General features: G+C 48.4%; 44 protein-coding genes. 38 read left to right on the plus strand and 6 right to left on the minus strand.

Going from position 1 to position 25,242, the window contains the following annotated elements; all coding sequences use genetic code 11:
• Positions 1–290: 290 nt before the first annotated feature.
• The 32 genes from bfd (at position 291) to H0247_RS18490 (ending at position 15,767) form a co-directional block, all read left to right on the plus strand.
• Entirely contained in the window at positions 291–485 is a 195-nt protein-coding gene (gene bfd / locus H0247_RS18335; protein WP_039349749.1) for a bacterioferritin-associated ferredoxin, read from the plus strand.
• A gap of 72 nt (positions 486–557) precedes the next feature.
• Positions 558–1,031 (plus strand): bacterioferritin, encoded by a 474-nt coding sequence (gene bfr / locus H0247_RS18340; RefSeq protein ID WP_010286186.1) that lies wholly within the window; start codon positions 558–560, stop codon positions 1,029–1,031.
• Between the two features lie 299 nt (positions 1,032–1,330).
• Positions 1,331–1,642: a 30S ribosomal protein S10 gene (gene rpsJ, locus H0247_RS18345; protein WP_001181005.1), complete on the plus strand. Its 312-nt coding sequence runs from the start codon at positions 1,331–1,333 to the stop codon at positions 1,640–1,642.
• Positions 1,643–1,674: 32 nt separating this feature from the next.
• Positions 1,675–2,304, plus strand: a complete 630-nt coding sequence (gene rplC / locus H0247_RS18350; protein WP_010304941.1) for a 50S ribosomal protein L3 — start codon at positions 1,675–1,677, stop codon at positions 2,302–2,304.
• A gap of 10 nt (positions 2,305–2,314) precedes the next feature.
• On the plus strand, positions 2,315–2,920 hold the full coding sequence (gene rplD / locus H0247_RS18355; protein WP_015841926.1) for a 50S ribosomal protein L4: 606 nt from the start codon (positions 2,315–2,317) through the stop codon (positions 2,918–2,920).
• On the plus strand, positions 2,917–3,219 hold the full coding sequence (gene rplW / locus H0247_RS18360) for a 50S ribosomal protein L23 (protein WP_005970277.1): 303 nt from the start codon (positions 2,917–2,919) through the stop codon (positions 3,217–3,219). Before rplD ends, rplW begins: the two co-directional genes overlap by 4 nt.
• Positions 3,220–3,236: 17 nt before the next feature.
• Positions 3,237–4,058 carry a 50S ribosomal protein L2 gene (gene rplB / locus H0247_RS18365; RefSeq protein ID WP_010286179.1) on the plus strand — a complete coding sequence of 274 codons (822 nt, stop codon included), beginning with the start codon at positions 3,237–3,239 and terminating at the stop codon, positions 4,056–4,058.
• Between the two features lie 16 nt (positions 4,059–4,074).
• The gene (gene rpsS, locus H0247_RS18370) at positions 4,075–4,353 is read left to right on the plus strand and encodes a 30S ribosomal protein S19 (protein ID WP_004929772.1); all 279 of its coding nucleotides are present in this window, start codon (positions 4,075–4,077) and stop codon (positions 4,351–4,353) included.
• Between the two features lie 14 nt (positions 4,354–4,367).
• Positions 4,368–4,700 (plus strand): 50S ribosomal protein L22, encoded by a 333-nt coding sequence (gene rplV / locus H0247_RS18375; RefSeq protein ID WP_180743836.1) that lies wholly within the window; start codon positions 4,368–4,370, stop codon positions 4,698–4,700.
• 17 nt (positions 4,701–4,717) lie between these two features.
• Positions 4,718–5,419 carry a 30S ribosomal protein S3 gene (rpsC, locus tag H0247_RS18380; protein ID WP_005970274.1) on the plus strand — a complete coding sequence of 234 codons (702 nt, stop codon included), beginning with the start codon at positions 4,718–4,720 and terminating at the stop codon, positions 5,417–5,419.
• A 12-nt stretch (positions 5,420–5,431) separates the two neighbouring features.
• Positions 5,432–5,842, plus strand: coding sequence for a 50S ribosomal protein L16 (rplP, locus tag H0247_RS18385; RefSeq protein ID WP_005970273.1), 411 nt, complete (start codon positions 5,432–5,434; stop codon positions 5,840–5,842).
• On the plus strand, positions 5,842–6,033 hold the full coding sequence (gene rpmC, locus H0247_RS18390) for a 50S ribosomal protein L29 (protein ID WP_005970272.1): 192 nt from the start codon (positions 5,842–5,844) through the stop codon (positions 6,031–6,033). The genes rplP and rpmC overlap by 1 nt, the downstream gene beginning before the upstream one ends.
• Positions 6,033–6,287 (plus strand): 30S ribosomal protein S17, encoded by a 255-nt coding sequence (rpsQ, locus tag H0247_RS18395; protein WP_011095505.1) that lies wholly within the window; start codon positions 6,033–6,035, stop codon positions 6,285–6,287. Before rpmC ends, rpsQ begins: the two co-directional genes overlap by 1 nt.
• Before the next feature lie 163 nt (positions 6,288–6,450).
• Positions 6,451–6,822: a 50S ribosomal protein L14 gene (gene rplN, locus H0247_RS18400; RefSeq protein WP_000613954.1), complete on the plus strand. Its 372-nt coding sequence runs from the start codon at positions 6,451–6,453 to the stop codon at positions 6,820–6,822.
• Between the two features lie 10 nt (positions 6,823–6,832).
• Positions 6,833–7,147, plus strand: a complete 315-nt coding sequence (gene rplX, locus H0247_RS18405) for a 50S ribosomal protein L24 (RefSeq protein WP_015841924.1) — start codon at positions 6,833–6,835, stop codon at positions 7,145–7,147.
• 14 nt (positions 7,148–7,161) lie between these two features.
• Positions 7,162–7,701: a 50S ribosomal protein L5 gene (rplE, locus tag H0247_RS18410; RefSeq protein ID WP_005970265.1), complete on the plus strand. Its 540-nt coding sequence runs from the start codon at positions 7,162–7,164 to the stop codon at positions 7,699–7,701.
• A gap of 13 nt (positions 7,702–7,714) precedes the next feature.
• Positions 7,715–8,020 carry a 30S ribosomal protein S14 gene (gene rpsN / locus H0247_RS18415; protein ID WP_010286114.1) on the plus strand — a complete coding sequence of 102 codons (306 nt, stop codon included), beginning with the start codon at positions 7,715–7,717 and terminating at the stop codon, positions 8,018–8,020.
• A 33-nt stretch (positions 8,021–8,053) separates the two neighbouring features.
• Positions 8,054–8,446, plus strand: a complete 393-nt coding sequence (rpsH, locus tag H0247_RS18420; RefSeq protein WP_005970261.1) for a 30S ribosomal protein S8 — start codon at positions 8,054–8,056, stop codon at positions 8,444–8,446.
• Positions 8,447–8,458: 12 nt separating this feature from the next.
• On the plus strand, positions 8,459–8,992 hold the full coding sequence (rplF, locus tag H0247_RS18425; RefSeq protein ID WP_015841923.1) for a 50S ribosomal protein L6: 534 nt from the start codon (positions 8,459–8,461) through the stop codon (positions 8,990–8,992).
• 9 nt (positions 8,993–9,001) lie between these two features.
• The gene (gene rplR / locus H0247_RS18430) at positions 9,002–9,355 is read left to right on the plus strand and encodes a 50S ribosomal protein L18 (protein WP_010286111.1); all 354 of its coding nucleotides are present in this window, start codon (positions 9,002–9,004) and stop codon (positions 9,353–9,355) included.
• Positions 9,356–9,369: 14 nt separating this feature from the next.
• Positions 9,370–9,870, plus strand: coding sequence for a 30S ribosomal protein S5 (gene rpsE, locus H0247_RS18435; RefSeq protein WP_005970257.1), 501 nt, complete (start codon positions 9,370–9,372; stop codon positions 9,868–9,870).
• 5 nt (positions 9,871–9,875) lie between these two features.
• Positions 9,876–10,055 carry a 50S ribosomal protein L30 gene (gene rpmD, locus H0247_RS18440; protein WP_004846568.1) on the plus strand — a complete coding sequence of 60 codons (180 nt, stop codon included), beginning with the start codon at positions 9,876–9,878 and terminating at the stop codon, positions 10,053–10,055.
• Between the two features lie 3 nt (positions 10,056–10,058).
• Entirely contained in the window at positions 10,059–10,493 is a 435-nt protein-coding gene (gene rplO / locus H0247_RS18445; RefSeq protein ID WP_015841922.1) for a 50S ribosomal protein L15, read from the plus strand.
• A 7-nt stretch (positions 10,494–10,500) separates the two neighbouring features.
• Positions 10,501–11,832 (plus strand): preprotein translocase subunit SecY, encoded by a 1,332-nt coding sequence (gene secY / locus H0247_RS18450; RefSeq protein WP_005970255.1) that lies wholly within the window; start codon positions 10,501–10,503, stop codon positions 11,830–11,832.
• Between the two features lie 33 nt (positions 11,833–11,865).
• On the plus strand, positions 11,866–11,982 hold the full coding sequence (rpmJ, locus tag H0247_RS18455) for a 50S ribosomal protein L36 (protein WP_002227352.1): 117 nt from the start codon (positions 11,866–11,868) through the stop codon (positions 11,980–11,982).
• A gap of 146 nt (positions 11,983–12,128) precedes the next feature.
• Positions 12,129–12,485, plus strand: a complete 357-nt coding sequence (gene rpsM, locus H0247_RS18460) for a 30S ribosomal protein S13 (RefSeq protein ID WP_010286058.1) — start codon at positions 12,129–12,131, stop codon at positions 12,483–12,485.
• 16 nt (positions 12,486–12,501) lie between these two features.
• The gene (gene rpsK, locus H0247_RS18465; protein WP_002919257.1) at positions 12,502–12,891 is read left to right on the plus strand and encodes a 30S ribosomal protein S11; all 390 of its coding nucleotides are present in this window, start codon (positions 12,502–12,504) and stop codon (positions 12,889–12,891) included.
• Between the two features lie 30 nt (positions 12,892–12,921).
• Positions 12,922–13,542 carry a 30S ribosomal protein S4 gene (gene rpsD / locus H0247_RS18470; RefSeq protein ID WP_010286047.1) on the plus strand — a complete coding sequence of 207 codons (621 nt, stop codon included), beginning with the start codon at positions 12,922–12,924 and terminating at the stop codon, positions 13,540–13,542.
• Between the two features lie 25 nt (positions 13,543–13,567).
• Complete coding sequence (rpoA, locus tag H0247_RS18475) at positions 13,568–14,557, plus strand: DNA-directed RNA polymerase subunit alpha (protein WP_005970247.1); 990 nt, start codon at positions 13,568–13,570, stop codon at positions 14,555–14,557.
• Between the two features lie 40 nt (positions 14,558–14,597).
• Positions 14,598–14,990 carry a 50S ribosomal protein L17 gene (rplQ, locus tag H0247_RS18480; RefSeq protein ID WP_005970246.1) on the plus strand — a complete coding sequence of 131 codons (393 nt, stop codon included), beginning with the start codon at positions 14,598–14,600 and terminating at the stop codon, positions 14,988–14,990.
• A gap of 91 nt (positions 14,991–15,081) precedes the next feature.
• The gene (locus tag H0247_RS18485; protein ID WP_180743837.1) at positions 15,082–15,441 is read left to right on the plus strand and encodes a DUF1992 domain-containing protein; all 360 of its coding nucleotides are present in this window, start codon (positions 15,082–15,084) and stop codon (positions 15,439–15,441) included.
• Positions 15,442–15,554: 113 nt separating this feature from the next.
• Positions 15,555–15,767 carry an alternative ribosome-rescue factor A gene (locus tag H0247_RS18490; RefSeq protein WP_180743850.1) on the plus strand — a complete coding sequence of 71 codons (213 nt, stop codon included), beginning with the start codon at positions 15,555–15,557 and terminating at the stop codon, positions 15,765–15,767.
• A gap of 30 nt (positions 15,768–15,797) precedes the next feature.
• On the opposite strand, the gene mscL is transcribed toward H0247_RS18490, so the two are convergent.
• From mscL to def, 5 genes are all read right to left on the minus strand, one after another.
• Complete coding sequence (mscL, locus tag H0247_RS18495) at positions 15,798–16,211, minus strand: large-conductance mechanosensitive channel protein MscL (protein WP_180743838.1); 414 nt, start codon at positions 16,209–16,211, stop codon at positions 15,798–15,800.
• Positions 16,212–16,301: 90 nt separating this feature from the next.
• Entirely contained in the window at positions 16,302–17,678 is a 1,377-nt protein-coding gene (trkA, locus tag H0247_RS18500; protein ID WP_180743839.1) for a Trk system potassium transporter TrkA, read from the minus strand.
• Between the two features lie 56 nt (positions 17,679–17,734).
• A complete protein-coding gene (gene rsmB / locus H0247_RS18505; RefSeq protein ID WP_180743840.1) occupies positions 17,735–19,024 on the minus strand; it encodes a 16S rRNA (cytosine(967)-C(5))-methyltransferase RsmB in 1,290 nt (429 codons plus the stop codon).
• Positions 19,025–19,090: 66 nt separating this feature from the next.
• Complete coding sequence (fmt, locus tag H0247_RS18510) at positions 19,091–20,038, minus strand: methionyl-tRNA formyltransferase (protein WP_180743841.1); 948 nt, start codon at positions 20,036–20,038, stop codon at positions 19,091–19,093.
• A 23-nt stretch (positions 20,039–20,061) separates the two neighbouring features.
• Positions 20,062–20,574 carry a peptide deformylase gene (gene def, locus H0247_RS18515; RefSeq protein WP_180743842.1) on the minus strand — a complete coding sequence of 171 codons (513 nt, stop codon included), beginning with the start codon at positions 20,572–20,574 and terminating at the stop codon, positions 20,062–20,064.
• A 128-nt stretch (positions 20,575–20,702) separates the two neighbouring features.
• Between def and dprA the strand changes: the two genes are divergently transcribed.
• The 6 genes from dprA to H0247_RS18545 are packed head-to-tail and all read left to right on the plus strand — an operon-like array spanning position 20,703 to position 24,510.
• Positions 20,703–21,824, plus strand: a complete 1,122-nt coding sequence (gene dprA / locus H0247_RS18520; RefSeq protein ID WP_180743843.1) for a DNA-protecting protein DprA — start codon at positions 20,703–20,705, stop codon at positions 21,822–21,824.
• Complete coding sequence (gene smg / locus H0247_RS18525) at positions 21,796–22,269, plus strand: DUF494 family protein Smg (RefSeq protein WP_180743844.1); 474 nt, start codon at positions 21,796–21,798, stop codon at positions 22,267–22,269. Before dprA ends, smg begins: the two co-directional genes overlap by 29 nt.
• A gap of 20 nt (positions 22,270–22,289) precedes the next feature.
• Entirely contained in the window at positions 22,290–22,847 is a 558-nt protein-coding gene (locus H0247_RS18530; protein ID WP_180743845.1) for a topoisomerase DNA-binding C4 zinc finger domain-containing protein, read from the plus strand.
• The gene (tsaC, locus tag H0247_RS18535) at positions 22,840–23,409 is read left to right on the plus strand and encodes an L-threonylcarbamoyladenylate synthase type 1 TsaC (protein ID WP_180743846.1); all 570 of its coding nucleotides are present in this window, start codon (positions 22,840–22,842) and stop codon (positions 23,407–23,409) included. The genes H0247_RS18530 and tsaC overlap by 8 nt, the downstream gene beginning before the upstream one ends.
• A 19-nt stretch (positions 23,410–23,428) precedes the next feature.
• Entirely contained in the window at positions 23,429–24,256 is an 828-nt protein-coding gene (aroE, locus tag H0247_RS18540) for a shikimate dehydrogenase (protein ID WP_180743847.1), read from the plus strand.
• The gene (locus H0247_RS18545; protein WP_180743848.1) at positions 24,253–24,510 is read left to right on the plus strand and encodes a DUF1488 domain-containing protein; all 258 of its coding nucleotides are present in this window, start codon (positions 24,253–24,255) and stop codon (positions 24,508–24,510) included. The genes aroE and H0247_RS18545 overlap by 4 nt, the downstream gene beginning before the upstream one ends.
• On the opposite strand, the gene H0247_RS18550 is transcribed toward H0247_RS18545, so the two are convergent.
• Positions 24,495–25,043, minus strand: a complete 549-nt coding sequence (locus tag H0247_RS18550; protein WP_180743849.1) for a gamma carbonic anhydrase family protein — start codon at positions 25,041–25,043, stop codon at positions 24,495–24,497. The two genes, H0247_RS18545 and H0247_RS18550, sit on opposite strands and share 16 nt — an antisense overlap.
• Positions 25,044–25,242: the final 199 nt, after the last annotated feature.

The following is a 25,242-nucleotide window of genomic DNA, read 5'->3' on the forward strand; positions in this document are numbered from 1 at the left end:
TATCGCTTAATCGCTGATAAACTTAATGCATGAAAAAGGCACTTCGGTGCCTTTTTTTATGGCAGAGATTCAGAGCTACCACCTGTCTGTCGTATCGTCGTAAGCAATATTGAAAATCGCATGCGGCGATTTTTTACATCTGAACGATAATATGCAAATTGAAATAAAAACAATTCTTATTTACAATGAGCCAATTGGTTAAAAAATCGCTAGGAGCGGTTTCAAATACCGTTGCAGTGTTCCGAAAGGTAGCGTGAAAGACACTCGCGATAACGATGAGTCATTCTGGTATGTATGTTTGTTTGTGCAACGCAATTTCTGACAAAACTATCCGTAATGCTGTTCGTCAGCACCAGCCTCAATCTATGCAGCAACTACGCAAACTCGTTCCTATTGGGACAGACTGTGGTAAATGCATTCGTCAGGCGCGTGTCATTTTCGAGGAAGAGCAAGCTAAAATTCCTGACATGTATGAAGTAGCATAAAATGTAGGGTCGTTTTTTTGACTCTCCGCTTACCGGTTCTACACTTTAAGAACTGGAGCGGAGGAACATGTCATGAAAGGCGATAAAAAAGTCATTACACACCTGAATAAGTTATTGGGCAACGAGCTGGTAGCCATCAACCAATATTTTCTTCATGCCCGAATGTTTAAAAACTGGGGCTTAACCCGTCTTAATGATCACGAATATCATGAGTCTATTGACGAAATGAAGCACGCTGATCGCTACATTGAACGTATCCTGTTTCTTGAAGGCATTCCGAATTTACAGGATTTGGGGAAGTTAAACATTGGTGAAGATGTTGAAGAGATTTTACGTTCAGATCTCCAACTTGAGTTGGATGGTGCAAAGAATCTGCGCGAGGCGATTGCCTATGCTGATTCGGTGCATGACTACGTCAGCAGGGATTTAATGATAGAAATTCTTGCCGATGAAGAAGGGCACATTGACTGGCTAGAAACTGAGTTGGATTTGATTTCACGACTTGGTATACAAAACTATCTTCAAGCGCAGTTAAAAGCTGAGTAACATAGCGTCATAAATCGCCCTATAGCCTAACCTCGGCCGGACTCAGACATATCGCTCCGGCCGCGTTTAAAATCATTTCATCCTGCTTGTTGCTTCCTCAGCCAATTTGCGTATAATGCGCGAGCTTACCAAAACAAGGTAAGCCTGATTCAATCAGAATCAGGGGTTGATATTCGTTTATTGACCGAAACAATACTCCCGATATGGGGGTTATGTGCTAACGATTACACTCCCCCATCAATCGAAATGGGTGTGAGGAGTAATTATTTACGTTTATAAATAATTGGAGCTCTGGTCTCATGCAGAACCAAAGAATCCGTATCCGCCTGAAAGCGTTTGATCATCGTTTGATTGATCAATCAACTGCGGAAATCGTCGAGACTGCTAAGCGCACTGGTGCGCAAGTACGTGGTCCGATCCCGCTGCCGACCCGCAAAGAGCGCTTTACCGTTCTGATTTCTCCGCACGTCAATAAAGATGCGCGCGATCAGTACGAAATTCGCACTCACAAGCGTCTGGTTGACATCGTTGAGCCAACCGAGAAAACCGTTGATGCTCTGATGCGTCTGGATCTGGCTGCTGGTGTAGACGTGCAGATCAGCCTGGGTTAATCAGGTCATTGAGCGATTGAGAGGTTGAAACAATGATTGGTTTAGTCGGTAAAAAAGTGGGCATGACCCGTATCTTCACTGAAGATGGCGTATCTATCCCCGTAACCGTTATCGAAATTGAAGCAAACCGCGTCACTCAGGTTAAAGACCTGGCTAACGACGGTTACCGCGCTGTGCAAGTAACTACTGGTGCTAAAAAAGCAAACCGTGTTACTAAGCCAGAAGCAGGTCACTTTGCTAAAGCTGGCGTAGAAGCTGGCCGTACTCTGCGTGAATTCCGTCTGTCTGAAGGCGAAGAGTTCACTGTAGGTCAGAGCATCAGTGTCGAAATTTTCGCGGACGTTAAAAAAGTAGACGTTACTGGTACATCTAAAGGTAAAGGTTTTGCTGGCACAGTTAAGCGCTGGAACTTCCGTACCCAAGATGCTACCCACGGTAACTCCTTGTCCCACCGCGTTCCGGGTTCTATCGGTCAGAACCAGACTCCGGGCAAAGTGTTCAAAGGCAAGAAAATGGCAGGCCAGCTGGGTAACGAACGTGTAACTGTTCAGAGCCTGGACGTAGTGCGTGTTGACGCTGAGCGCAACCTGCTGCTGGTTAAAGGTGCTGTACCGGGAGCTACCGGTAGCGACCTGATCGTTAAACCAGCTGTGAAGGCGTGAGGAGATAGCAATGGAATTAGTATTGAAAGACGCGCAAAGCGCGCTGACTGTTTCCGAAACTACCTTCGGTCGTGATTTCAACGAAGCGCTGGTACACCAGGTTGTTGTTGCTTATGCAGCAGGTGCCCGTCAAGGTACTCGCGCCCAGAAGACCCGTGCTGAAGTAACTGGTTCCGGTAAAAAACCTTGGCGTCAGAAAGGCACTGGCCGTGCGCGTTCTGGTTCTATTAAGAGCCCGATCTGGCGTTCCGGTGGTGTGACCTTCGCTGCTAAGCCTCAGGACCACAGTCAGAAAGTTAACAAAAAGATGTACCGTGGCGCGCTGAAAAGCATTCTGTCCGAACTGGTACGTCAAGATCGTCTGATCGTTGTCGAGAAGTTCTCTGTAGAAGCACCAAAAACTAAGTTGCTGGCTCAGAAACTGAAAGAAATGGCACTGGAAGACGTGCTGATCATTACCGGTGAACTGGATGAGAATCTGTTCCTGGCTGCGCGTAACCTGTACAAGGTTGACGTGCGTGATGCAGCTGCAATCGATCCAGTTAGCCTGATCGCCTTCGACAAAGTCGTTATGACTGCTGACGCAGTTAAGCAAGTTGAGGAGATGCTGGCATGATCCGTGAAGAACGTCTGCTGAAAGTACTGCGCGCGCCGCACGTATCTGAAAAAGCATCTACCGCGATGGAAAAAACTAACACCATCGTTCTCAAAGTTGCTAAAGACGCGACTAAAGCAGAGATCGTTGCTGCTGTCGAGAAACTGTTCGAAGTAGAAGTTAAAGACGTAAACACCCTGGTAGTTAAGGGTAAAGTTAAGCGTCACGGACAGCGTATTGGTCGTCGTAGCGACTGGAAAAAAGCTTACGTCACCCTGAAAGAAGGCCAGAATCTGGACTTCATCGGCGGCGCTGAGTAAGTCGGAGGAGAAAGACAATGGCAGTTGTTAAATGTAAACCGACATCTCCGGGTCGTCGCCACGTTGTTAAAGTGGTTAACCCTGAGCTGCACAAGGGCAAACCTTATGCCCCGTTGCTGGAAAAGAACAGCAAATCCGGTGGCCGTAACAACAATGGCCGCATCACTACCCGTCACATCGGTGGTGGTCACAAACAGCAATATCGTCTGATTGACTTTAAACGCAATAAAGATGGTATTCCTGCGGTTGTTGAGCGTCTGGAGTATGATCCGAACCGTTCCGCGAATATCGCGTTGGTTCTGTACAAAGACGGCGAACGCCGTTACATCCTGGCGCCGAAAGGCCTGAAAGCCGGCGACCAGATTCAATCTGGCGTTGATGCTGCGATTAAAGCGGGTAACACCCTGCCGATGCGTAACATCCCTGTCGGTTCAACGGTTCACAACGTAGAAATGAAACCAGGTAAAGGCGGCCAATTGGCTCGTTCTGCTGGTGCTTACGTTCAGATCGTTGCTCGTGACGGTTCTTACGTTACCCTGCGTCTGCGTTCTGGCGAAATGCGTAAAGTCGAATCCGACTGCCGCGCTACGCTGGGCGAAGTTGGCAACGCTGAGCACATGCTGCGCGTTCTGGGTAAAGCTGGTGCTGCACGCTGGCGTGGTGTTCGTCCTACCGTTCGCGGTACGGCAATGAACCCAGTCGACCACCCACACGGTGGTGGTGAAGGTCGTAACTTTGGTAAGCACCCGGTTAGTCCGTGGGGCGTTCAGACCAAAGGTAAGAAGACCCGCAGCAACAAGCGTACTGATAAATTTATCGTACGTCGCCGTACTAAATAATCTTAGAGGATAAACCATGCCACGTTCTCTCAAGAAAGGTCCATTTATTGACCTGCACTTGCTGAAGAAGGTAGAGAAAGCGGTGGAAAGCGGTGACAAGAAGCCTTTGCGCACTTGGTCCCGTCGTTCAACGATCTTTCCAAACATGATCGGTTTGACCATCGCTGTCCATAATGGTCGTCAGCACGTACCAGTGTTTGTTTCCGATGAAATGGTCGGTCACAAGCTGGGTGAATTCGCGCCGACTCGTACTTATCGCGGCCATGCGGCCGATAAAAAGGCCAAGAAGCGCTAAGGTAGGAGGAAGAGATGGAAACTATCGCTAAACATCGCCACGCTCGTTCTTCTGCTCAAAAGGTTCGCCTGGTGGCAGACCTGATTCGCGGTAAGAAAGTGTCGCAAGCTCTGGAAGTTCTGACCTACACCAACAAGAAAGCTGCTGGTCTGGTTAAAAAAGTGCTGGAGTCTGCTATTGCTAACGCAGAACACAACGATGGCGCTGACATTGATGATCTGAAAGTCGCGAAAATTTTCGTAGACGAAGGCCCAAGCATGAAGCGCATTATGCCGCGTGCTAAAGGTCGTGCGGATCGCATCCTGAAGCGTACCAGCCACATTACTGTGGTTGTGTCCGATCGCTGAGACTCTGGAGACTAGCAATGGGTCAGAAAGTACATCCTAATGGTATTCGCCTGGGTATTGTCAAACCTTGGAACTCTACCTGGTATGCGAATACCAAAGAATTCGCTGACAACCTGGACAGCGACTTTAAAGTTCGTAAATACCTGACGAAGGAACTGGAGAAGGCTTCCGTTTCTCGTATCGTTATCGAACGTCCTGCAAAAAGCATCCGTGTGACTATTCACACTGCTCGCCCAGGTATCGTGATCGGTAAAAAAGGTGAAGATGTTGAAAAACTGCGCAAAGTCGTAGCGGATATCGCTGGCGTACCTGCACAGATCAATATCGCAGAAGTTCGTAAGCCTGAACTGGACGCAAAACTGGTTGCTGACAGCATCACTTCTCAGCTGGAACGTCGTGTCATGTTCCGTCGTGCTATGAAGCGTGCGGTACAGAACGCCATGCGTCTGGGCGCTAAAGGTATTAAAGTTGAAGTAAGCGGCCGTCTTGGCGGCGCTGAAATCGCACGTACCGAATGGTACCGCGAAGGTCGTGTTCCGTTGCACACACTGCGTGCGGATATCGACTACAACACCTCCGAAGCGCACACCACTTATGGTGTTATCGGTGTGAAAGTGTGGATCTTCAAAGGTGAGATCCTGGGTGGTATGGCTGCCGTTGAACAACCGGAAAAACCGGCTGCTCAACCTAAAAAGCAGCAGCGTAAAGGCCGCAAGTAAGGAGAGTCGCTGATGTTACAACCAAAGCGTACAAAATTCCGTAAGGTGCACAAGGGCCGCAACCGTGGTCTGGCGCAGGGTACGGATGTTAGCTTCGGCACTTTCGGTCTGAAAGCTGTTGGCCGCGGTCGCCTGACTGCTCGTCAAATCGAAGCTGCACGTCGTGCCATGACCCGTGCTGTTAAGCGTCAAGGTAAGATCTGGATCCGTGTATTCCCGGACAAACCGATCACCGAGAAACCGCTTGAAGTTCGTATGGGTAAAGGTAAAGGTAACGTGGAATATTGGGTTGCCTTGATTCAGCCAGGTAAAGTCCTGTACGAAATGGACGGTGTGCCGGAAGAGTTAGCCCGTGAGGCATTCCAACTGGCAGCAGCGAAACTGCCTATCAAAACCACCTTTGTAACTAAGACGGTGATGTAATGAAAGCAAATGAGCTGCGTGAAAAGAGCGTTGAAGAGCTGAACACTGAACTGCTCGGCTTACTGCGTGAGCAATTTAACCTGCGTATGCAGGCTGCCAGTGGTCAACTGCAACAGACTCACCTGGTAAAACAAGTGCGTCACAATATTGCACGTGTTAAGACTTTACTGACTGAGAAGGCGGGTGCGTAATGACCGATAAAATCCGTACTCTGCAAGGTCGTGTTGTAAGTGACAAAATGGAGAAATCCATGGTTGTTGCTATCGAACGTTTTGTGAAACACCCGCTTTACGGTAAATTCATCAAGCGTACGACTAAGCTGCACGTACATGACGAGAACAATGAATGTGGTATCGGTGACGTGGTTGAAATCCGCGAATGCCGCCCACTGTCCAAAACTAAGTCTTGGACACTTGTTCGCGTTGTAGAGAAAGCGATTCTGTAATAAAGTAGCGCTCTTCTCTTATGATAAACGGCTCTGCAAAGGGCCGTTTATTTTTTCTACCCATACCAAGGAAGCGGTGTTATAATGCTGCGCCCTCAATTATGGGGTATTTAATGGCCCGAAAGGGTCCTAAAGTAGTAGTTGACATTAGCGGAGCACTAAAATGATCCAAGAACAGACTATGCTGAATGTGGCCGATAATTCCGGTGCACGTCGCGTAATGTGTATCAAGGTTCTAGGTGGCTCGCACCGTCGCTACGCAGGCGTCGGCGATATCATCAAAATTACCATCAAGGAAGCAATTCCTCGCGGTAAGGTGAAAAAAGGCGATGTTCTGAAGGCGGTAGTGGTGCGCACCAAGAAGGGTGTTCGTCGCCCGGACGGTTCTGTCATTCGCTTCGATGGCAATGCTTGCGTTATTTTAAACAATAACAGCGAACAGCCTATCGGTACGCGTATTTTTGGGCCGGTAACTCGTGAACTGCGTAATGAGAAGTTCATGAAAATTATCTCTCTGGCACCAGAAGTACTTTAAGGAGCGAATCATGGCAGCGAAAATCCGTCGTGATGACGAAGTTATCGTGCTAACCGGCAAAGATAAAGGTAAGCGCGGTAAAGTAAAAAATGTCCTGTCTGCTAGTAAGGTCATTGTTGAAGGTATTAACCTGGTAAAAAAACATCAGAAGCCGGTTCCGGCTCTGAATCAACCAGGCGGCATCGTTGAAAAAGAAGCTGCAATTCAAGTTTCTAACGTTGCAATCTTCAATGCGGCAACTGGTAAGGCTGACCGTGTAGGCTTTAGATTCGAAGACGGCAAAAAAGTCCGTTTCTTTAAATCTAATAGCGAAACTATCAAGTAATTTGGAGTAGTACGATGGCGAAACTGCATGATTACTACAAAGACGAAGTAGTTAAAAAACTCATGACTGAGTTTAACTACAATTCTGTCATGCAAGTCCCTCGGGTCGAGAAGATCACCCTGAATATGGGTGTTGGTGAAGCGATCGCTGACAAGAAACTGCTGGATAACGCAGCAGCTGATCTGGCAGCAATCTCCGGTCAAAAACCGTTGATCACCAAAGCACGCAAATCTGTTGCAGGCTTCAAAATCCGTCAGGGCTATCCGATCGGCTGTAAAGTAACTCTGCGTGGCGAACGCATGTGGGAGTTCCTTGAGCGTCTGATTTCCATTGCTGTACCGCGTATTCGTGACTTCCGTGGCTTGTCTGCCAAGTCATTCGATGGTCGTGGTAACTACAGCATGGGTGTGCGTGAGCAGATCATCTTCCCGGAAATCGACTACGATAAAGTCGATCGCGTTCGTGGTTTGGACATTACCATTACCACTACTGCGAAATCCGATGATGAAGGCCGTGCGCTGTTGGCCGCCTTTAACTTCCCATTCCGCAAGTAAGGTAGGGTTACTAATGGCTAAGCAATCCATGAAAGCACGCGAAGTTGTTCGTGTGAAACTGGCTGAAAAATACCGCGCTAAACGCGAGGAATTGAAAGCTATCATCTCTGGTGTGAACTCATCCGACGAAGATCGTTGGGATGCTGTTCTTAAGCTGCAGACTCTGCCGCGTGATTCCAGCCCGTCTCGTCAGCGTAATCGCTGCCGCCAAACTGGTCGTCCGCACGCTTTCCTGCGGAAGTTCGGGTTGAGCCGTATCAAGGTCCGTGAAGCCGCTATGCGCGGTGAAATTCCGGGTCTGAAAAAGGCTAGCTGGTAATTGTCACCAATTGAATCACGGGAGTAAAGACAGATGAGCATGCAAGATCCGATCGCGGATATGCTGACCCGTATCCGTAACGGTCAAGCCGCGAACAAAGTTGCGGTCACCATGCCTTCCTCCAAGCTGAAAGTGGCAATTGCCAACGTGCTGAAGGAAGAAGGTTACATTGAAGATTTCAAAATCGAAGGCGACACCAAGCCAGTTCTGGAATTAGAACTTAAATATTTCCAGGGCAAAGCTGTGGTAGAAAGCATTCAGCGAGTAAGCCGTCCAGGTCTGCGCATCTATAAGAGAAAAGATGAGCTGCCAAAAGTTATGGCCGGTTTGGGTATCGCAGTTGTTTCTACCTCTAAAGGTGTTATGACTGATCGTGCAGCTCGCCAGGCTGGTCTTGGTGGCGAGATTATCTGCTACGTAGCTTAATCGGGAGGAAAAATGTCTCGTGTTGCAAAAGCACCCGTCGTCATTCCTGCCGGCGTAGAGGTAAAACTCAACGGTCAGGATATTTCGATTAAGGGTAAAAACGGCGAGCTGAGTCGTAAGATCCACGATGCTGTTGAAGTGAAACAAGCTGACAACGCTCTGACTTTCGCCCCGCGCGAAGGTTTCGTTGACGGATGGGCCCAGGCGGGTACCACTCGCGCTCTGTTGAACGCAATGGTTATCGGTGTTACCGAAGGCTTCACTAAGAAGCTGCAACTGGTTGGTGTTGGTTACCGTGCTGCTGTTAAAGGCAATGTGGTTAACCTGTCTCTTGGGTTCTCACACCCAGTAGACCACGCACTGCCGGCAGGTATTACTGCAGAATGCCCAAGCCAAACTGAAATCGTACTGAAAGGTGCTGATAAGCAGGTTATTGGTCAGGTTGCTGCGGAATTACGCGCCTACCGTCGTCCTGAGCCTTACAAAGGCAAGGGTGTCCGTTACGCCGACGAAGTCGTGCGTACCAAAGAGGCTAAGAAGAAGTAAGGTAACACTATGGATAAGAAAGCAGCTCGTATCCGTCGTGCGACCCGCGCACGCCGCAAGCTCCAGGAACTGGGTGCGACGCGTCTGGTGGTACATCGTACTCCACGCCATATTTATGCGCAGGTCATTGCACCGAACGGTTCTGAAGTCCTGGTAGCCGCTTCTACTGTAGAAAAAGCTATCGCTGAACAACTGAAGTCTACCGGTAACAAAGACGCAGCAAGTGCAATAGGTAAAGCTATTGCAGAGCGCGCGTTAGAAAAAGGCATCAAAGATGTCTCTTTCGACCGTTCCGGTTTCCAATATCATGGTCGAGTCCAAGCACTGGCAGATGCTGCCCGTGAAGCTGGCCTTCAGTTCTAAGGTAGAGGTGTAAGATGGCTCACATCGAGAAACAAGCTGGCGAACTGCAGGAAAAGCTGATCGCGGTAAATCGCGTATCTAAAACCGTTAAAGGTGGTCGTATTTTCAGCTTCACCGCACTGACTGTAGTGGGTGATGGTAACGGCCGCGTTGGTTTTGGTTACGGTAAAGCTCGCGAAGTTCCAGCAGCGATCCAGAAAGCGATGGAAAAAGCCCGTCGCAATATGATGAATGTCGCGCTGAACAACGGCACCCTGCAGCACCCAGTTAAAGGTGCTCACACGGGGTCTCGTGTGTTCATGCAGCCAGCTTCCGAAGGTACCGGTATTATTGCCGGTGGTGCAATGCGCGCCGTTTTGGAAGTTGCAGGGGTTCACAACGTATTGGCTAAAGCCTATGGTTCCACTAACCCGATTAACGTGGTTCGTGCAACGATTGATGGTTTGGCCAACATGAAGTCCCCGGAAATGGTCGCTGCCAAGCGTGGTAAATCCGTTGAAGAAATTCTGGGGTAATGACCGTGGCAAAGACTATTAAAATCACTCAAACCCGTAGTGCAATCGGTCGTCTGCCGAAACATAAGGCGACACTGCTTGGCCTGGGTCTGCGTCGTATTGGTCATACTGTTGAACGTGAGGATACTCCTGCGGTTCGTGGTATGGTCAACGCGGTTTCCTACATGGTTAAAGTGGAGGAGTAACAGATGCGTTTAAATACTCTGTCTCCGGCCGAAGGTGCTAAACACGCACCGAAGCGTTTAGGTCGTGGTATCGGTTCTGGCCTGGGCAAAACTGGCGGTCGTGGTCACAAAGGTCAGAAATCTCGTTCTGGCGGTGGCGTACGTCGTGGTTTTGAAGGTGGTCAGATGCCTTTATACCGTCGTCTGCCAAAATTTGGCTTTACTTCTCGCAAAGCAATGATCACATCAGAAGTTCGTCTGTCTGATCTTGCTAAAGTAGAAGGCGACGTAGTTGACCTGAATACGCTGAAAGCCGCTAATGTTATTGGCATTCAGATTGAATTCGCGAAAGTGATTCTGTCTGGTGAAGTTGCTCGTCCGGTAACGATTCGTGGTCTGCGTGTCACTAAAGGTGCTCGTGCTGCTATCGAAGCTGCTGGCGGTAAAATTGAGGAATAAGTAGCAGATGGCTAAACAACCAGGATTAGATTTTCAGAGTGCTAAAGGCGGAGTTGGTGAACTGAAGCGCAGACTTTTGTTTGTTATCGGTGCGCTAATTGTTTTCCGTATTGGCTCTTTTATTCCGATTCCTGGTATTGATGCCACTGTGCTTGCCAAATTGCTTGAACAGCAGCGAGGCACCATCATTGAAATGTTTAACATGTTCTCTGGTGGTGCTCTCAGCCGTGCTTCTATCTTTGCTCTGGGTATTATGCCGTATATTTCGGCGTCGATTATTATCCAGTTGCTGACGGTGGTTCATCCAGCGTTGGCTGAAATAAAGAAAGAAGGGGAAGCTGGCCGTCGTAAGATCAGCCAGTATACCCGTTACGGTACCTTGGTATTGGCTATATTCCAGTCGATCGGTATTGCTACTGGTCTGCCGAATATGCCTGGAATGCAAGACTTAGTGATAAATCCAGGTTTTGCTTTCTACTTTACCGCTGTTGTGAGTCTGGTCACTGGGACTATGTTCCTGATGTGGCTAGGAGAACAGATTACGGAACGTGGTATTGGTAACGGTATCTCGATCATAATCTTTGCTGGTATTGTTGCGGGGCTACCGCCGGCCATTGGCCATACCATCGAGCAAGCTCGGCAAGGCGACCTGCACTTCCTCCTGTTGCTGTTGGTTGCAGTTTTAGTGTTTGCAGTAACCTTCTTCGTTGTTTTCATTGAGCGTGGTCAACGTCGTATTGTCGTTAATTATGCAAAACGTCAACAAGGTCGTCGTGTTTATGCAGCACAGAGTACGCATTTACCGCTGAAAGTGAATATGGCTGGGGTTATTCCCGCGATCTTCGCTTCCAGTATTATTCTGTTCCCTGCCACGATTGCATCTTGGTTTGGGGGCGGTACCGGTTGGAACTGGCTGACAACTATTTCGCTGTATTTGCAGCCCGGACAACCGCTTTATGTGTTACTCTATGCGTCTGCAATCATCTTCTTCTGTTTCTTCTACACTGCGTTGGTTTTCAACCCGCGTGAAACAGCAGATAACCTGAAGAAGTCCGGTGCATTCGTGCCAGGAATTCGTCCGGGAGAGCAAACGGCGAAATATATCGATAAAGTGATGACTCGCCTGACTCTGATTGGTGCGATGTATATTACTTTTATCTGCCTGATCCCGGAGTTTATGCGTGACGCAATGAAAGTACCTTTCTATTTCGGGGGTACATCTTTATTGATCGTTGTTGTCGTCATCATGGACTTTATGGCTCAAGTGCAAACTCTGATGATGTCGAGTCAATATGAGTCTGCATTGAAGAAAGCAAACCTGAAAGGCTATAACCGTTAATTAGGTGAGCTTGAGAAGTTACGGAGAGTAAAAATGAAAGTTCGTGCTTCCGTCAAGAAATTATGTCGTAACTGTAAGATTGTTAAGCGTAACGGTGTCGTTCGTGTGATCTGCAGTGCCGAGCCGAAGCATAAACAGCGTCAAGGCTGATTATCTCGCATATTTTTCTTGCAAAGTTGGATTGAGCTGGCTAGATTAGCCAGCCAATCTTTTGTATGTAACTGCAACATTATTTGAGTATCCTGAAAACGGGCTTTTCAGAATGGTGTTGCTGTATAAAATTGTAGGAGTGCATAGTGGCCCGTATAGCAGGCATTAACATTCCTGATCATAAACATACCGTTATTGCGTTAACGTCGATTTTCGGTATCGGTAAAACCCGCTCGCAGGCTATTTGTGCTGCAACAGGAATTGCCGAAGATGTTAAGATCAGTGAGCTGTCTGAAGAGCAAATCGATAAGCTGCGTGACGAAGTTGCCAAGTTTGTTGTAGAAGGTGATCTGCGTCGTGAAGTTACCCTGAGCATCAAGCGTCTTATGGACCTTGGTACTTATCGTGGTTTGCGTCATCGTCGTGGTCTGCCGGTTCGCGGTCAGCGTACCAAGACTAACGCCCGTACCCGTAAGGGTCCGCGCAAACCGATCAAGAAATAATCGGGGTGATTGAATAATGGCAAAGGCACCTATTCGTGCACGTAAGCGTGTAAGAAAGCAAGTCTCTGACGGTGTGGCTCATATCCATGCTTCTTTCAACAACACCATCGTAACCATTACTGATCGTCAGGGTAATGCGCTGGGTTGGGCAACTGCCGGTGGTTCCGGCTTCCGTGGTTCTCGTAAATCTACGCCGTTCGCTGCTCAGGTAGCTGCTGAACGTTGCGCAGAGGCCGTGAAAGAGTACGGTATTAAGAACCTGGAAGTTATGGTTAAAGGACCTGGTCCGGGCCGTGAGTCTACTATCCGCGCATTGAACGCGGCTGGTTTCCGCATCACTAATATTACTGATGTGACTCCGATCCCTCATAACGGTTGTCGTCCGCCGAAAAAGCGCCGCGTATAACGCCGCTTTTAGGATTGTTGGAGAAAGAAAATGGCAAGATATTTGGGTCCTAAGCTCAAGCTGAGCCGTCGTGAAGGCACCGACCTGTTCCTGAAGTCTGGTGTTCGTGCGATCGATTCCAAGTGTAAAATTGAACAAGCTCCTGGCCAGCACGGTGCGCGTAAACCGCGTCTGTCTGACTATGGTGTACAGTTGCGTGAAAAACAAAAAGTTCGCCGTATCTACGGTGTTCTGGAGCGTCAGTTCCGTAACTATTATAAAGAAGCTGCACGTCTGAAAGGCAACACAGGTGCAAACCTGCTGCAACTGCTGGAAGGTCGTCTGGATAACGTTGTTTATCGTATGGGTTTTGGTGCCACTCGTGCTGAAGCACGTCAGATGGTAAGCCACAAAGCTATCATGGTAAACGGTCGCGTTGTTAGCATCGCTTCTTATCAGGTATCCCCGAATGACGTAGTCAGCATCCGTGAGAAAGCGAAAAAGCAATCTCGCGTGAAAGCCGCTCTGGAGCTGGCTGAACAGCGTGAAAAGCCAACTTGGCTGGAAGTTGATGCTGCCAAGATGGAAGGTGTGTTCAAGCGTATTCCTGAACGTACCGATCTGTCTGCGGACATTAATGAACACCTGATCGTCGAGCTTTACTCCAAGTAAAGCTTAGTACCAAAGAGAGGACACAATGCAGGGTTCTGTGACAGAGTTTCTAAAACCGCGCCTGGTTGATATCGAGCAAGTGAGTTCGACGCACGCCAAGGTGACCCTTGAGCCATTAGAGCGGGGCTTCGGCCATACTCTTGGCAACGCACTGCGCCGTATTCTGCTTTCATCCATGCCAGGTTGCGCGGTGACCGAGGTTGAGATTGATGGTGTACTGCATGAGTACAGCACCAAAGAAGGCGTACAGGAAGATATCCTGGAAATCCTGCTCAACCTGAAAGGGCTGGCGGTGAGAGTTCAAGGCAAAGATGAAGTTATTCTTACCCTGAATAAATCTGGCATTGGCCCTGTGACTGCAGCCGATATCATCCATGATGGTGATGTCGAAATCGTCAAGCCGCAGCACTTAATTTGCCATCTGACCGATGAGAACGCGTCTATTAGCATGCGTATCAAAGTTCAACGTGGTCGTGGTTATGTGCCGGCATCTGCCCGTATTCATACGGAAGAAGATGAGCGCCCGATTGGTCGTCTGTTAGTTGATGCTTGCTACAGCCCTGTAGAGCGTATTGCCTACAATGTTGAAGCGGCTCGTGTAGAACAGCGTACTGACTTGGACAAGCTAGTCATCGAAATGGAAACCAATGGCACGATCGATCCTGAAGAGGCGATCCGCCGTGCGGCTACCATTCTGGCTGAACAACTTGAAGCTTTTGTTGACTTACGTGATGTTCGTCAGCCAGAAGTTAAAGAAGAGAAACCAGAATTCGATCCGATCCTGCTGCGCCCTGTTGACGATCTGGAATTGACTGTCCGCTCTGCTAACTGCCTTAAGGCAGAAGCTATCCACTACATCGGTGATCTGGTACAGCGTACCGAGGTTGAGTTGCTTAAAACGCCTAACCTGGGTAAAAAATCTCTTACTGAGATTAAAGACGTACTGGCTTCCCGTGGTCTGTCTCTGGGCATGCGCTTGGAAAACTGGCCACCGGCAAGCATTGCTGATGAGTAACCAGATCACAGGTTAAGGTTTTACTGAGAAGGATAAGGTCATGCGCCATCGTAAGAGTGGTCGTCAACTGAACCGTAACAGCAGCCATCGTCAGGCTATGTTCCGTAACATGGCTAGTTCTTTGGTTCGTCATGAAATCATCAAGACGACCCTGCCGAAAGCGAAAGAGCTGCGTCGCGTTGTTGAACCGCTGATTACTCTTGCCAAGACCGACAGCGTTGCTAATCGTCGTCTGGCATTCGCCCGTACTCGTGATAACGAGATCGTGGCAAAACTGTTTAATGAACTGGGCCCGCGTTTCGCGAGTCGTGCTGGTGGTTACACTCGTATTCTGAAGTGTGGCTTCCGTGCTGGTGACAATGCGCCGATGGCATACATCGAGCTCGTTGATCGCTCAGTTTCTCAGACAGAAGAAGTTGCTACTGCAGAGTAATCTGTAAGAGCATAAAAAAACCGGGGAAACCCGGTTTTTTTACATCTGGAATAAACTAAGCTCCATTAATGAGAACAGGTAAGAGATTGCCATGTGGTTGATTGATGAGTTAGTTGAAAAACATATTAGCAAGGCTCAGAAAGATGGTGCTTTTGATAATCTCTCAGGTTCCGGCAGCCCTTTGGTTCTTGATGATGATAGCGGAATACCACAGGAGCTAAGAACAGCCTATCGGTTGCTCAAGAATGCTGGATATTTACCTGTAGAACTTCAAGAAAGAAAAGCTGCTTTACAGCTAACCAACTTTCTTGAAACGATATCCCGCGATTCGCCTGAATACGAGAAAGCCTCTCGACGCTTGCGTATGTTGGAAATGAGCTTGCAGCAAAAAGGGATCAATACTGATTTTCTACATCAGGAATACAAAACACAGCTCAATGAAAAGTTCTAGCTGCCAGAATAATTCTCCGGATTGCTATTCTCATCTTTCCATTTCGGCTATATACTTCGCCTGATTTATTGATACATATACAGATTATTGACCCAACTTTCTTAGGAGTAATGATGACCACATATCGTCATAAGCGTGGGAAAATTCAGGACAACGCCATTGAGGCACTGTTACATGACCCATTATTTCGCCAACGTATTGAAGTGAATGAAAAAGGGAAAGGAAGTTATCGTAGAAAAGAAAAACATGTGAAGAAAGGTAGTTGGGAGGCCAGCGGTAAGCAATCAAGTGATTATTTACCTCTGGCCTTTCTACTTTCTGTGTAGCGAAAGTAAGAATTAATAAAAACTCAATTCTTATTGCTTAGGCTGCTGTCCCTTCAATAAATCGCGAATCTCAGCTAACAGTTTCTCTTCAGCACTAGGCTTCGGTGGTGCGGCAGGCGAATTTTCCTGCTTGCGGCGTAGCTTGTTCATGAGTTTGATTGCTATAAAGATAGCGAAAGCGACGATGATAAAGTCAAAAATATTTTGAATGAAAGCGCCATAGTTCATGACAACGGCGGGAATGTCGCCTTGGGCATCACGAAGAATTAGGCTGAATTGTTTAAAATCGACCCCGCCAATCAAAAGCCCAAGTGGCGGCATAATAATATCTGAGACCAGCGAAGAGACAATTTTGCTGAAAGCAGCACCAATAATGACACCCACCGCCAAATCGACAACGTTGCCACGCATGGCAAATTCTCTGAATTCTTTGATGATGCTCATATCCGTTCTCCTTGCCAAAAATATGAATTAATTCTAACCAATAGCCATATCTTTGCCAGATTATTGATTTGCGATGAATCTTTTCCTTCATTACAAAAAGAAGGGACTTGGTTGAAATAGTCGTTCAACATCAGGTACAAATTTTTTGTCCGCTAAGAACATAATGACATGATCGCCTTGCTCTATTTTGCTATTTGCATTGGCAATAATGACGTCATCACCACGAACAATTGCGCCGATAGTCGTACCCGGTGGAAGCTTAATATCTTCGATCATTCTTCCAACAACTTTCGATGTGCCCTCGTCACCGTGGGCGATGGCCTCAATTGCTTCGGCCACACCACGGCGCAACGAGGATACGCTAACGATGTCTGCCTTACGGACATGGCTGAGTAGCGCAGAAATGGTTGCCTGCTGTGGGGAGATAGCGACATCAATAACGCTACCCTGGACCAGATCGACATAAGCCCGGCGTTGGATAAGCACCATTACTTTTTTCGCACCCATACGTTTGGCCAGCATCGCTGACATAATATTCGCTTCGTCATCATTGGTAATGGCGATGAATACATCAATCTGCTCAATATGTTCTTCGGCAAGGAGTTCCTGGTCTGAAGCATCGCCGTGAAATACCACCGTATCCTGCAGAAGCTCAGCTAGCTCTGCGGCACGATCTGCATTTCTTTCTATCAACTTGATGCTGTAGTCTTTTTCTAACCGCTGGGCTAACCCTGCACCGACGTTACCCCCGCCAACGATCATGATTCTTTTATACGGTTTCTCAAGACGCTGTAATTCGCTCATCACTGCGCGAATATGTTGGGAGGCGGCAACAAAAAACACTTCGTCGCCGGCTTCGATGATAGTGGAACCCTGTGGGCGAATTGGACGATCGTGACGGAAAATAGCCGCAACGCGGGTATCTACGTGGGGAATGTGTTCACGGAGAGAGGTGAGGGCATTACCAACCAATGGGCCGCCATAATAGGCATTCACCGCAGCAAGACTCACTTTGCCTTCAGCAAAGTTGACAACCTGAAGAGCTCCGGGATATTCGATTAGTTTGTAGATGTTATCGATCACCAACTGCTCTGGGGAGATCAGGTGATCGATGGGAACCGCTTCGGGTAAAAAAAGCTGTTCTGTTTCACGAATGTATTCGGCAGCACGAATGCGCGCAATCCGGTTTGGTGTTTTGAAAAGAGAATAAGCAATCTGACAGGCTACCATATTCGTTTCATCTGAATTGGTAACGGCGACCAGCATATCCGCATCTTCAGCTCCTGCTTCACGTAGCACTCGCGGATGAGAGGCATAGCCAGTAACGACACGCAGATCAAACTTATCCTGAAGCTGACGTAACCGGTTTGCATCAGTATCAACGACAGTGATGTCGTTATTTTCCCCTGCTAGATTTTCTGCCAGTGTTCCACCGACCTGACCCGCTCCAAGGATGATAATTTTCATAATAAGCCATGCCGTTTATTGATTGCTGCCTGTTGCAGATAATACTGGGTTCAATATCAGTTTTTTACCAGCTTCGCGTAAAAGAAACCATCGCCACCATCAGCATGAGGCAGCATCTGTATGCCTGGCATTTCGCTTGTCCCTGTATCAACCAGTTTTGCATCGGCATGGCGAGTCAGGAAATCCGTAACTTGTTGAGCGTTTTCTTGCGGCAGAATGGAACAAGTGGCGTATACCATCGTGCCACCTGCTTTGAGATGTGGCCAAATGGCGTCAAGAATTTCTTTTTGCAGAGCAACCAACTCTTCGATATCTCTGTCCCGGCGTAGCCATTTGATGTCAGGATGACGACGAATCACGCCAGTGGCGGAACAGGGGGCATCTAACAGAATTCGGTCAAACATACGCCCTTCACACCACGAATCGGGGTAACGCCCATCACCCTGTTTCACTTCTGCATGCATTTGTAATCGCAGTAAATTTTCTTTTACTCGACTTAGACGCGTCGCATCAATATCGACGGCGAGCACGTGAGATTTTGGCGCAGCTTCTAGAATATGCGTCGTTTTTCCACCGGGTGCAGCGCAGAGGTCGAGGATCTGCTCGCCATGTTGTGGATCGAGCCAATAGACGCAACCCTGAGCAGAAGCATCCTGCACCGTTGACCATCCTTGTGAAAATCCCGGTAATTGATCGACTGCGCAGGGAGAAGCTAACCGTATTGCATCGGGGTATTCAGTGTGAGGAAATGCTTCGATTCCCTCTTGCGCCAGTAAATTTAAGTACGCTTCCCGCGTATGGTGTAACCGATTCACGCGTAGCCACATTGGAGGGCGCTGATTATTTGCCTCAACGATACTTTGCCAGTGATTTGGATAGGCATACTCAAGACGCGTCAGCAACCAGCTTGGATGCAGGTAGTGAGATGAGTGAGTTGCCTCACGCTGGATGAGTTCTTCTTGTTGACGCTGGAATTGGCGCAATACGCCATTAATCAGCCCCTTGAGCTGTGGTCGTTTGAGTGCCACAGCACCTTCTACCGTTTCTGCCAGAGCTGCATGTGGCGGGATTCGAGTGTAGTGCAGTTGGTAGATACCGACCATGATGAGGTAATGCAGTGTGCGTTGTTTGCCCGTCAGGGGTTTTGCCATCAGTTGTTGAATACACCATTCCAACTGCGGTAAAACGCGTAATACGCCAAAGCAAAGCTCTTGCAAAAGTGCGCGATCTTTATCGGAGACTTCACGCTGATGAACGGGTAATAAGGCACTGAGCGATTGTCCCTGATCCAGAACCTGCCCCACCACTTTTGCGGCAATACTGCGTAGATTGTATGAGCTTTTCATGTGTTAGCGATGACGTATACGTAAAAAGAGAGGATATACCGGCATGACGCCGGTATGAAAAATAGATTAGTCCAGTATATTACCGGGAACGAACCACTCACGACGTGAGTTAAGCAGATCCTGCGCACTCATCACTTTTTTGCCTGCCGGCTGCAATCCCTGAATATTCAAGATACCCGCCGCTGTTGCCACCTGAATACCCTGCTTATCTGCCTGAAGGATGGTACCGGGCAATGAGCCATGTGCTGTGGTCATGACTTCGGCTTTCCAGACTTTCACCGGTTGTTCATCTACCGTGAAATAGCTGACAGGCCAAGGATTAAAAGCACGAATACAGCGCTCAAGTTGCTCGGCAGATAATTGCCAGTTTAGGCGAGCTTCTTCTTTGCTGAGTTTTTCTGCGTAGGTGGCAAGGGCGTCATTTTGTGCTTCAGCGACAGCGCTGCCATCAGCAAGTTGTTTTAGCGTTTCCAATAAGCCACGCGGTCCCAGCTCAGCAAGTTTATCGTACAACGTTGCGCTGGTATCTTGAGGCAGGATGGGGCACGAAATTTTGTGCAGCATTGCGCCCGTATCAAGTCCCACATCCATTTGCATGATCGTCACACCGGTTTTGCTATCCCCTGCCCACAGTGCACGCTGAATTGGCGCCGCACCACGCCAGAGAGGCAACAGGGAACCGTGGACATTAATGCAGCCAAGGCGCGGCATGGATAATACGGGCTGCGGCAGAATTAAGCCGTAGGCGACAACGACCATAACATCGGCATTTAACGCCTGAACTATCGCCTGATTTTCTGTAGGTCGCAGAGATTTAGGCTGAAAAACGGGGATGCTATGTTGCTCTGCCAGCACTTTTACCGGACTGGGGGTGAGCTTGTTGCCCCTGCCTGCTGGGCGATCGGGCTGGGTGAAAACGCCAACGACCTCATGTCCTGATGATAAAAGCGCATCAAGGTGACGCGCTGCAAAGTCAGGGGTGCCGGCAAAGATTATGCGTAAAGAATCAGACACGGTGCTTCCTGTCAGAATGAAAATTAGCGGGCTCGACTATTCTGCTTAGCCAGTTTTTCCAGTTTTTGACGAATGCGCTGGCGTTTAAGCGGGGAAAGGTAATCGATAAACAGTTTCCCAACCAAATGATCCATTTCATGCTGAATACAAATGGCAAGTAGCTCGCTTGCTTCAAGTTCGAACGTCTTACCTTCGCGATCTAATGCACGCACTTTTACATGCTCTGCACGAGGAACCAGCGCACGCGTTTCAGGGATCGACAGGCAACCCTCTTCGATACCCGTATCGCCGCTCTTTTCAATCAGCTCGGGATTGATCAGCACCAGCCGTTGGTTTCGTTCTTCAGAGACGTCAATGACAATAATACGCTGATGAATATCCACCTGTGTTGCGGCAAGCCCAATACCTTCTTCTTCGTACATGGTATCGAACATATCATCCACGATACGTTGAATATCTGCATTGACTTCTTTTACGGGCTGCGCAGTAATGCGGAGCCGCTCGTCTGGGAAATGTAATACCTGCAAAACTGCCATATATGTTTAGATCTGTATCTGAATAGTGAGAGAGTCTTAGCGTTCATTCTAGACATTTCCTGCCCCGATTGACAGCATCAGCACTGAATTGCACCACTTATCTGAACATAGCGGAATAAGGGACGCTGATGCTATCAACGGAAATTTGGCTACGTATGACGGGGGTAAGGCACCTAGGCACCTTGCGCGCTAGGGCTATTATCAGAAAACTTATTGATTTAAAGGTGTTCGATCACGAGGGCCTGCGCACGTTAGGCCTGTCTGATGATCAGATCACACAATTCTGTTCCTACGATCGTAAGATCCTGGAAGAAACACTCAATTGGTCGTCTTATCCCAATCATCATATCGTGACGTGCGAAGATGCCCTGTATCCTTTTCTGTTGAACAACATTCGTGATTTTCCGCTGTTGCTTTTTGTAGCTGGCTCTCCTGAGTTATTGGCATCGCCACAAGTATCGATTATTGGTAGCCGAGGCAGCAGTGCTTACGGCGAGCGCTGGGGAGGCTTTTTTGCTCAAGAACTTGCCGCAAATGACCTTACTGTGACAAGTGGGTTAGCTATTGGCATTGATGGTATTGCTCATCGGGCTGCTTTGGATGCGGGAGGGAGAACGATTGCCGTATTGGGAAGCGGGCTGGAGAATGTTTATCCCAAGCGACACGTTAAGCTTGCCGAACGTATTTGTGGCGCTGGTGGTGCATTGGTCTCCGAATTTCCCCTCGCGATGCCGCCTTTCCCAACTAATTTTCCCAGAAGAAATCGCATCATTAGTGGATTAGGGTTGGGGGTTTTGGTTATTGAAGCGTCTATCCGCAGTGGGTCGCTGGTCACGGCACGTTATGCTTTAGAACAGGGACGTGAGGTTTTCGCTTTGCCAGGGCCAATCGGTAACCCTATGACTGAAGGAACGCACTGGTTGATCCAGCAAGGAGCCAGTCTGGTGACACATCCGAAGGATATTCTTGAGCAATTGGTGAGTGAGCTACAGTGGCTGCCAATGGAAAGCGGGCAAACTATTTCTAACGAAGAAGAGGATGGCGAATTGCCATTTGCCGACGTGTTGGCTAACGTAGGAGATGAGGTTACACCTGTTGACGTTGTCGCTGAACGTGCCGGCCAACCTGTGCCAGAGATAGTCACCAAGCTATTAGAGCTGGAGTTAGCAGGATGGATCGCAGCAGTACCCGGCGGCTATGTCCGATTAAGGAGGGCAGGCCATGTTCGACGTACTCATGTACTTGTTTGAGAGCTACATCCACAATGAAACTGAAATGCGTGTCGATCAGGATACGTTAACTGATGACCTCACCCGCGCTGGATTCGATCGTAACGATATCTATAGCGCGTTGAGTTGGCTGGAAAAATTGGCCGATATTCAGGAAGGGCAGACTGCTCCGCTTTATTTGGCGAACGATCCGTTGGCTATGCGGATCTATACGCAGGATGAAGTGTTGCGTCTTGATGCGGAATGTCGTGGCTTTTTATTGTTCCTTGAGCAAATTCAGGTTCTGAATCTTGAAACGCGGGAGATGGTCATCGAACGCGTCATGGCGTTGGAAACGCAGGAATTTGATCTGGAAGATCTGAAATGGGTCATCCTCATGGTGCTTTTCAATGTGCCTGGCTGTGAGAATGCCTATCAGCAAATGGAAGAATTACTCTTTGAGGTCAATGACGGTTATGTGCAATAGCCAGAGGGATAACATTTCGAATGGCTAAACCCGTACTGTTTGCTGAAAAAAAACAGGAAATATGTCCAGACTGTGGGTCAGTGCTGGTTATCCGTTCTGGTCGGCACGGTCCGTTTCTCGGCTGTTCTGCGTATCCAGAATGCGAATTCATTCGCCCGCTGAAAGCGCAGGCTGATGGACATATCGTCAAAGTGTTGGATGGGCAGCAATGCCCACTTTGTCAGTCGACATTGGTACTCAGGCAAGGTCGTTATGGGATGTTCATCGGCTGTGGAAATTACCCTGAATGCCATCATACCGAGACTATCGATCGTCCTGATGAAACGGCGATTCGATGCCCACAGTGTAATGAAGGCACGCTGTTACAGCGTAAGTCTCGCTACGGTAAGGTGTTTCATTCTTGCGATCGCTATCCCGATTGTCAGTTTACGTTAAACCATAAACCGATCGCGGGTGAGTGTCCTTCTTGCCATTACGCCTTATTGTTTGAGAAAAAAACGGCACAAGGTACCAAGCTATTTTGTGCCAGTAAATTATGTGGAAAGCCGATAGCGGCAGAAGTTGATAAGAATGAGTGATGTCTCTGATGAACTAATGATTCCCGTTTTACGGGAATTACATAAGCAGCAGGTTATTGCGTACCCGACTGAAGCAGTATTCGGGTTGGGCTGCGATCCTGATAGTGAAGTGGCGGTTAATCGCCTGCTAGCGTTAAAACAGCGCCCTTGGCAAAAAGGACTGATCTTGATTGCGGCAGATTTTAGCCAACTGGCTCCTTATATTGATGACAGCGCGTTATCCGATGAGCAGAAGGCGATGATGTTTTCCACATGGCCTGGTCCGGTTACTTGGGTATTGCCTGCAAAACGCACGACTCCGCAGTGGTTAACGGGGCAATTTTCTTCACTTGCGGTGCGCGTTAGCGACCACCCGTTAGTCAAAGAACTGTGTCAGCGTTACGGTAAACCGCTGGTGTCGACTAGCGCCAATTTAAGTGGTCAACCTCCTTGCCGCACGGCTCAGGAAGTTTCTCAACAGTTTGGTGATGATTTTCCTGTGCTGGTTGGGGATGTTGGCGGAAGAATGAACCCATCGGAAATCAGGGATGTATTAACAGGCGAACTTATTCGCCAGGGGTAGCTGCAAGTTGGAGAGGAACGTGTCTGAAGTAATGTCTTTTGCAGTTTTTGGTAATCCTATTGCGCATAGTAAGTCACCTCGCATACATGAGCTATTTGCTGCACAGACGGGGATAACGTTGACGTACGAGCGAGTTTTAGCGCCTCTGGATGATTTTGAGCAGATGCTGCGTCAGTATTTTCTCAGCGGTGCTGGTGGTGCGAATGTCACGGCGCCCTTTAAAGAGCGTGCCTTTGCCGAAGCTGATGAGCGTAGCGAATGCGCGGCGCTTGCTGGGGCGGTCAACACATTGAAAAGGCTGAGTGACGGGCGCCTGTTTGGTGATAATACAGATGGCATTGGTTTACTTAGCGATCTGCAACGATTGGCGCTGGTAAAGCCGTTGGATCGTGTGTTGCTGGTGGGGGCTGGTGGTGCAGCGCGTGGGGTTATCCAACCTTTGCTGGCTTATGGCTGTACGGTTGTGCTGACCAACAGGACGTTTTCCAAGGCTGATGAATTAGTTAAGATCTTCAGTGGCATTGGAGATATTCAAGCTGTTGCTCTCGACGATTTACATGGCCAGTCATTCGATCTGATCATTAACGCGACATCTTCTGGGATGTACGACAGTATTCCTAACTTACCGCCAGAACTCATTTCGCCGGATACAGGTTGCTATGACATGTTCTATTTGCCGCAACTGACACCTTTTTTGTCATGGTGCGTACAGCATGGTGCTATCCGCTATGCAGATGGTTTGGGAATGTTAGTGGGGCAAGCGGCCCATGCGTTTAAGCTTTGGCATGGCGTGATGCCTGATGTGGAACCCGTGATCGGTTTACTCAAGCAGGATCTTGCGAAGTGAATCAGGCGATCCAATTCCCAGATCGTGAAAGCTGGGATGATAAGGTAATGGCTATCCGCTTTCCCGTTTTAGTGAATGGCTTTCAGCAGGAATGTCTAGTGAGCGCAGTACAGCTCCAGCAACGCTATGGCGGCGATAGCCCTGAACAGTGGCTGGCGCTGTTCAGGGAATATCGATGGGATCTTGAGGATGAATTGGAAAAAATGATCGTCGCTGAAGAATGGGATGATGAGGGGGGCTACTCGCTGTCCTGAGCAAGGTATTCGTCTTTCCAACGAACATAGTTGTTTGCCGAGTAAATTAATCCCTCTATTTCTTCTTGAGTCAGCGGTCGAATTTTTTTAACTGGGCTGCCGAGGTATAGATGTCCCTTCTCTAGCCGCTTTCCAGGAGGGACCAGGCTACCCGCGCCGATCATGACATCATCCTCAACAACGGCGCCATCCAGGAGTATTGATCCCATTCCTACCAGAACCCGATTTCCTATTTGGCAGCCATGTAACATCGCTTTATGGCCTACAGTGACATCTTCCCCAATAATAAGCGGGTTACCTTCTGGCTTTTTCTCTGAACAGTGGGTGACATGGAGCACGGATCCATCCTGAATATTACTCCTAGCACCGATAGTGATGTAGTTAACGTCACCGCGTATGGCGACAAGGGGCCAGACACCAACATCATCGCCTAGTGTTACTTTGCCAATCACCACGCTGGAATGATCGACCATGACTCTTTCTCCTAAAATGGGAGAAATACCGTTATAACGGCGGAATGTTTTTGCGCTCATCGACAACCTCGTAGTCATTTACCACATTACTGATTATTCGCATTACAGACAAAATATCGACAGATATGAGACATCGGCAACTGAAAAGTAGTGTGGATCGAGTAAGATCTCATCGAAAGGGTCGAAAAACAGGCGAACAGAAAAAAAGATCAAGAAAGTTGTTGTGTAACGAAAACGGATCCCTATAATGCGCCTCCAT

Source organism: Pectobacterium sp. CFBP8739 (assembly GCF_013449375.1).
GTDB lineage: Bacteria > Pseudomonadota > Gammaproteobacteria > Enterobacterales > Enterobacteriaceae > Pectobacterium.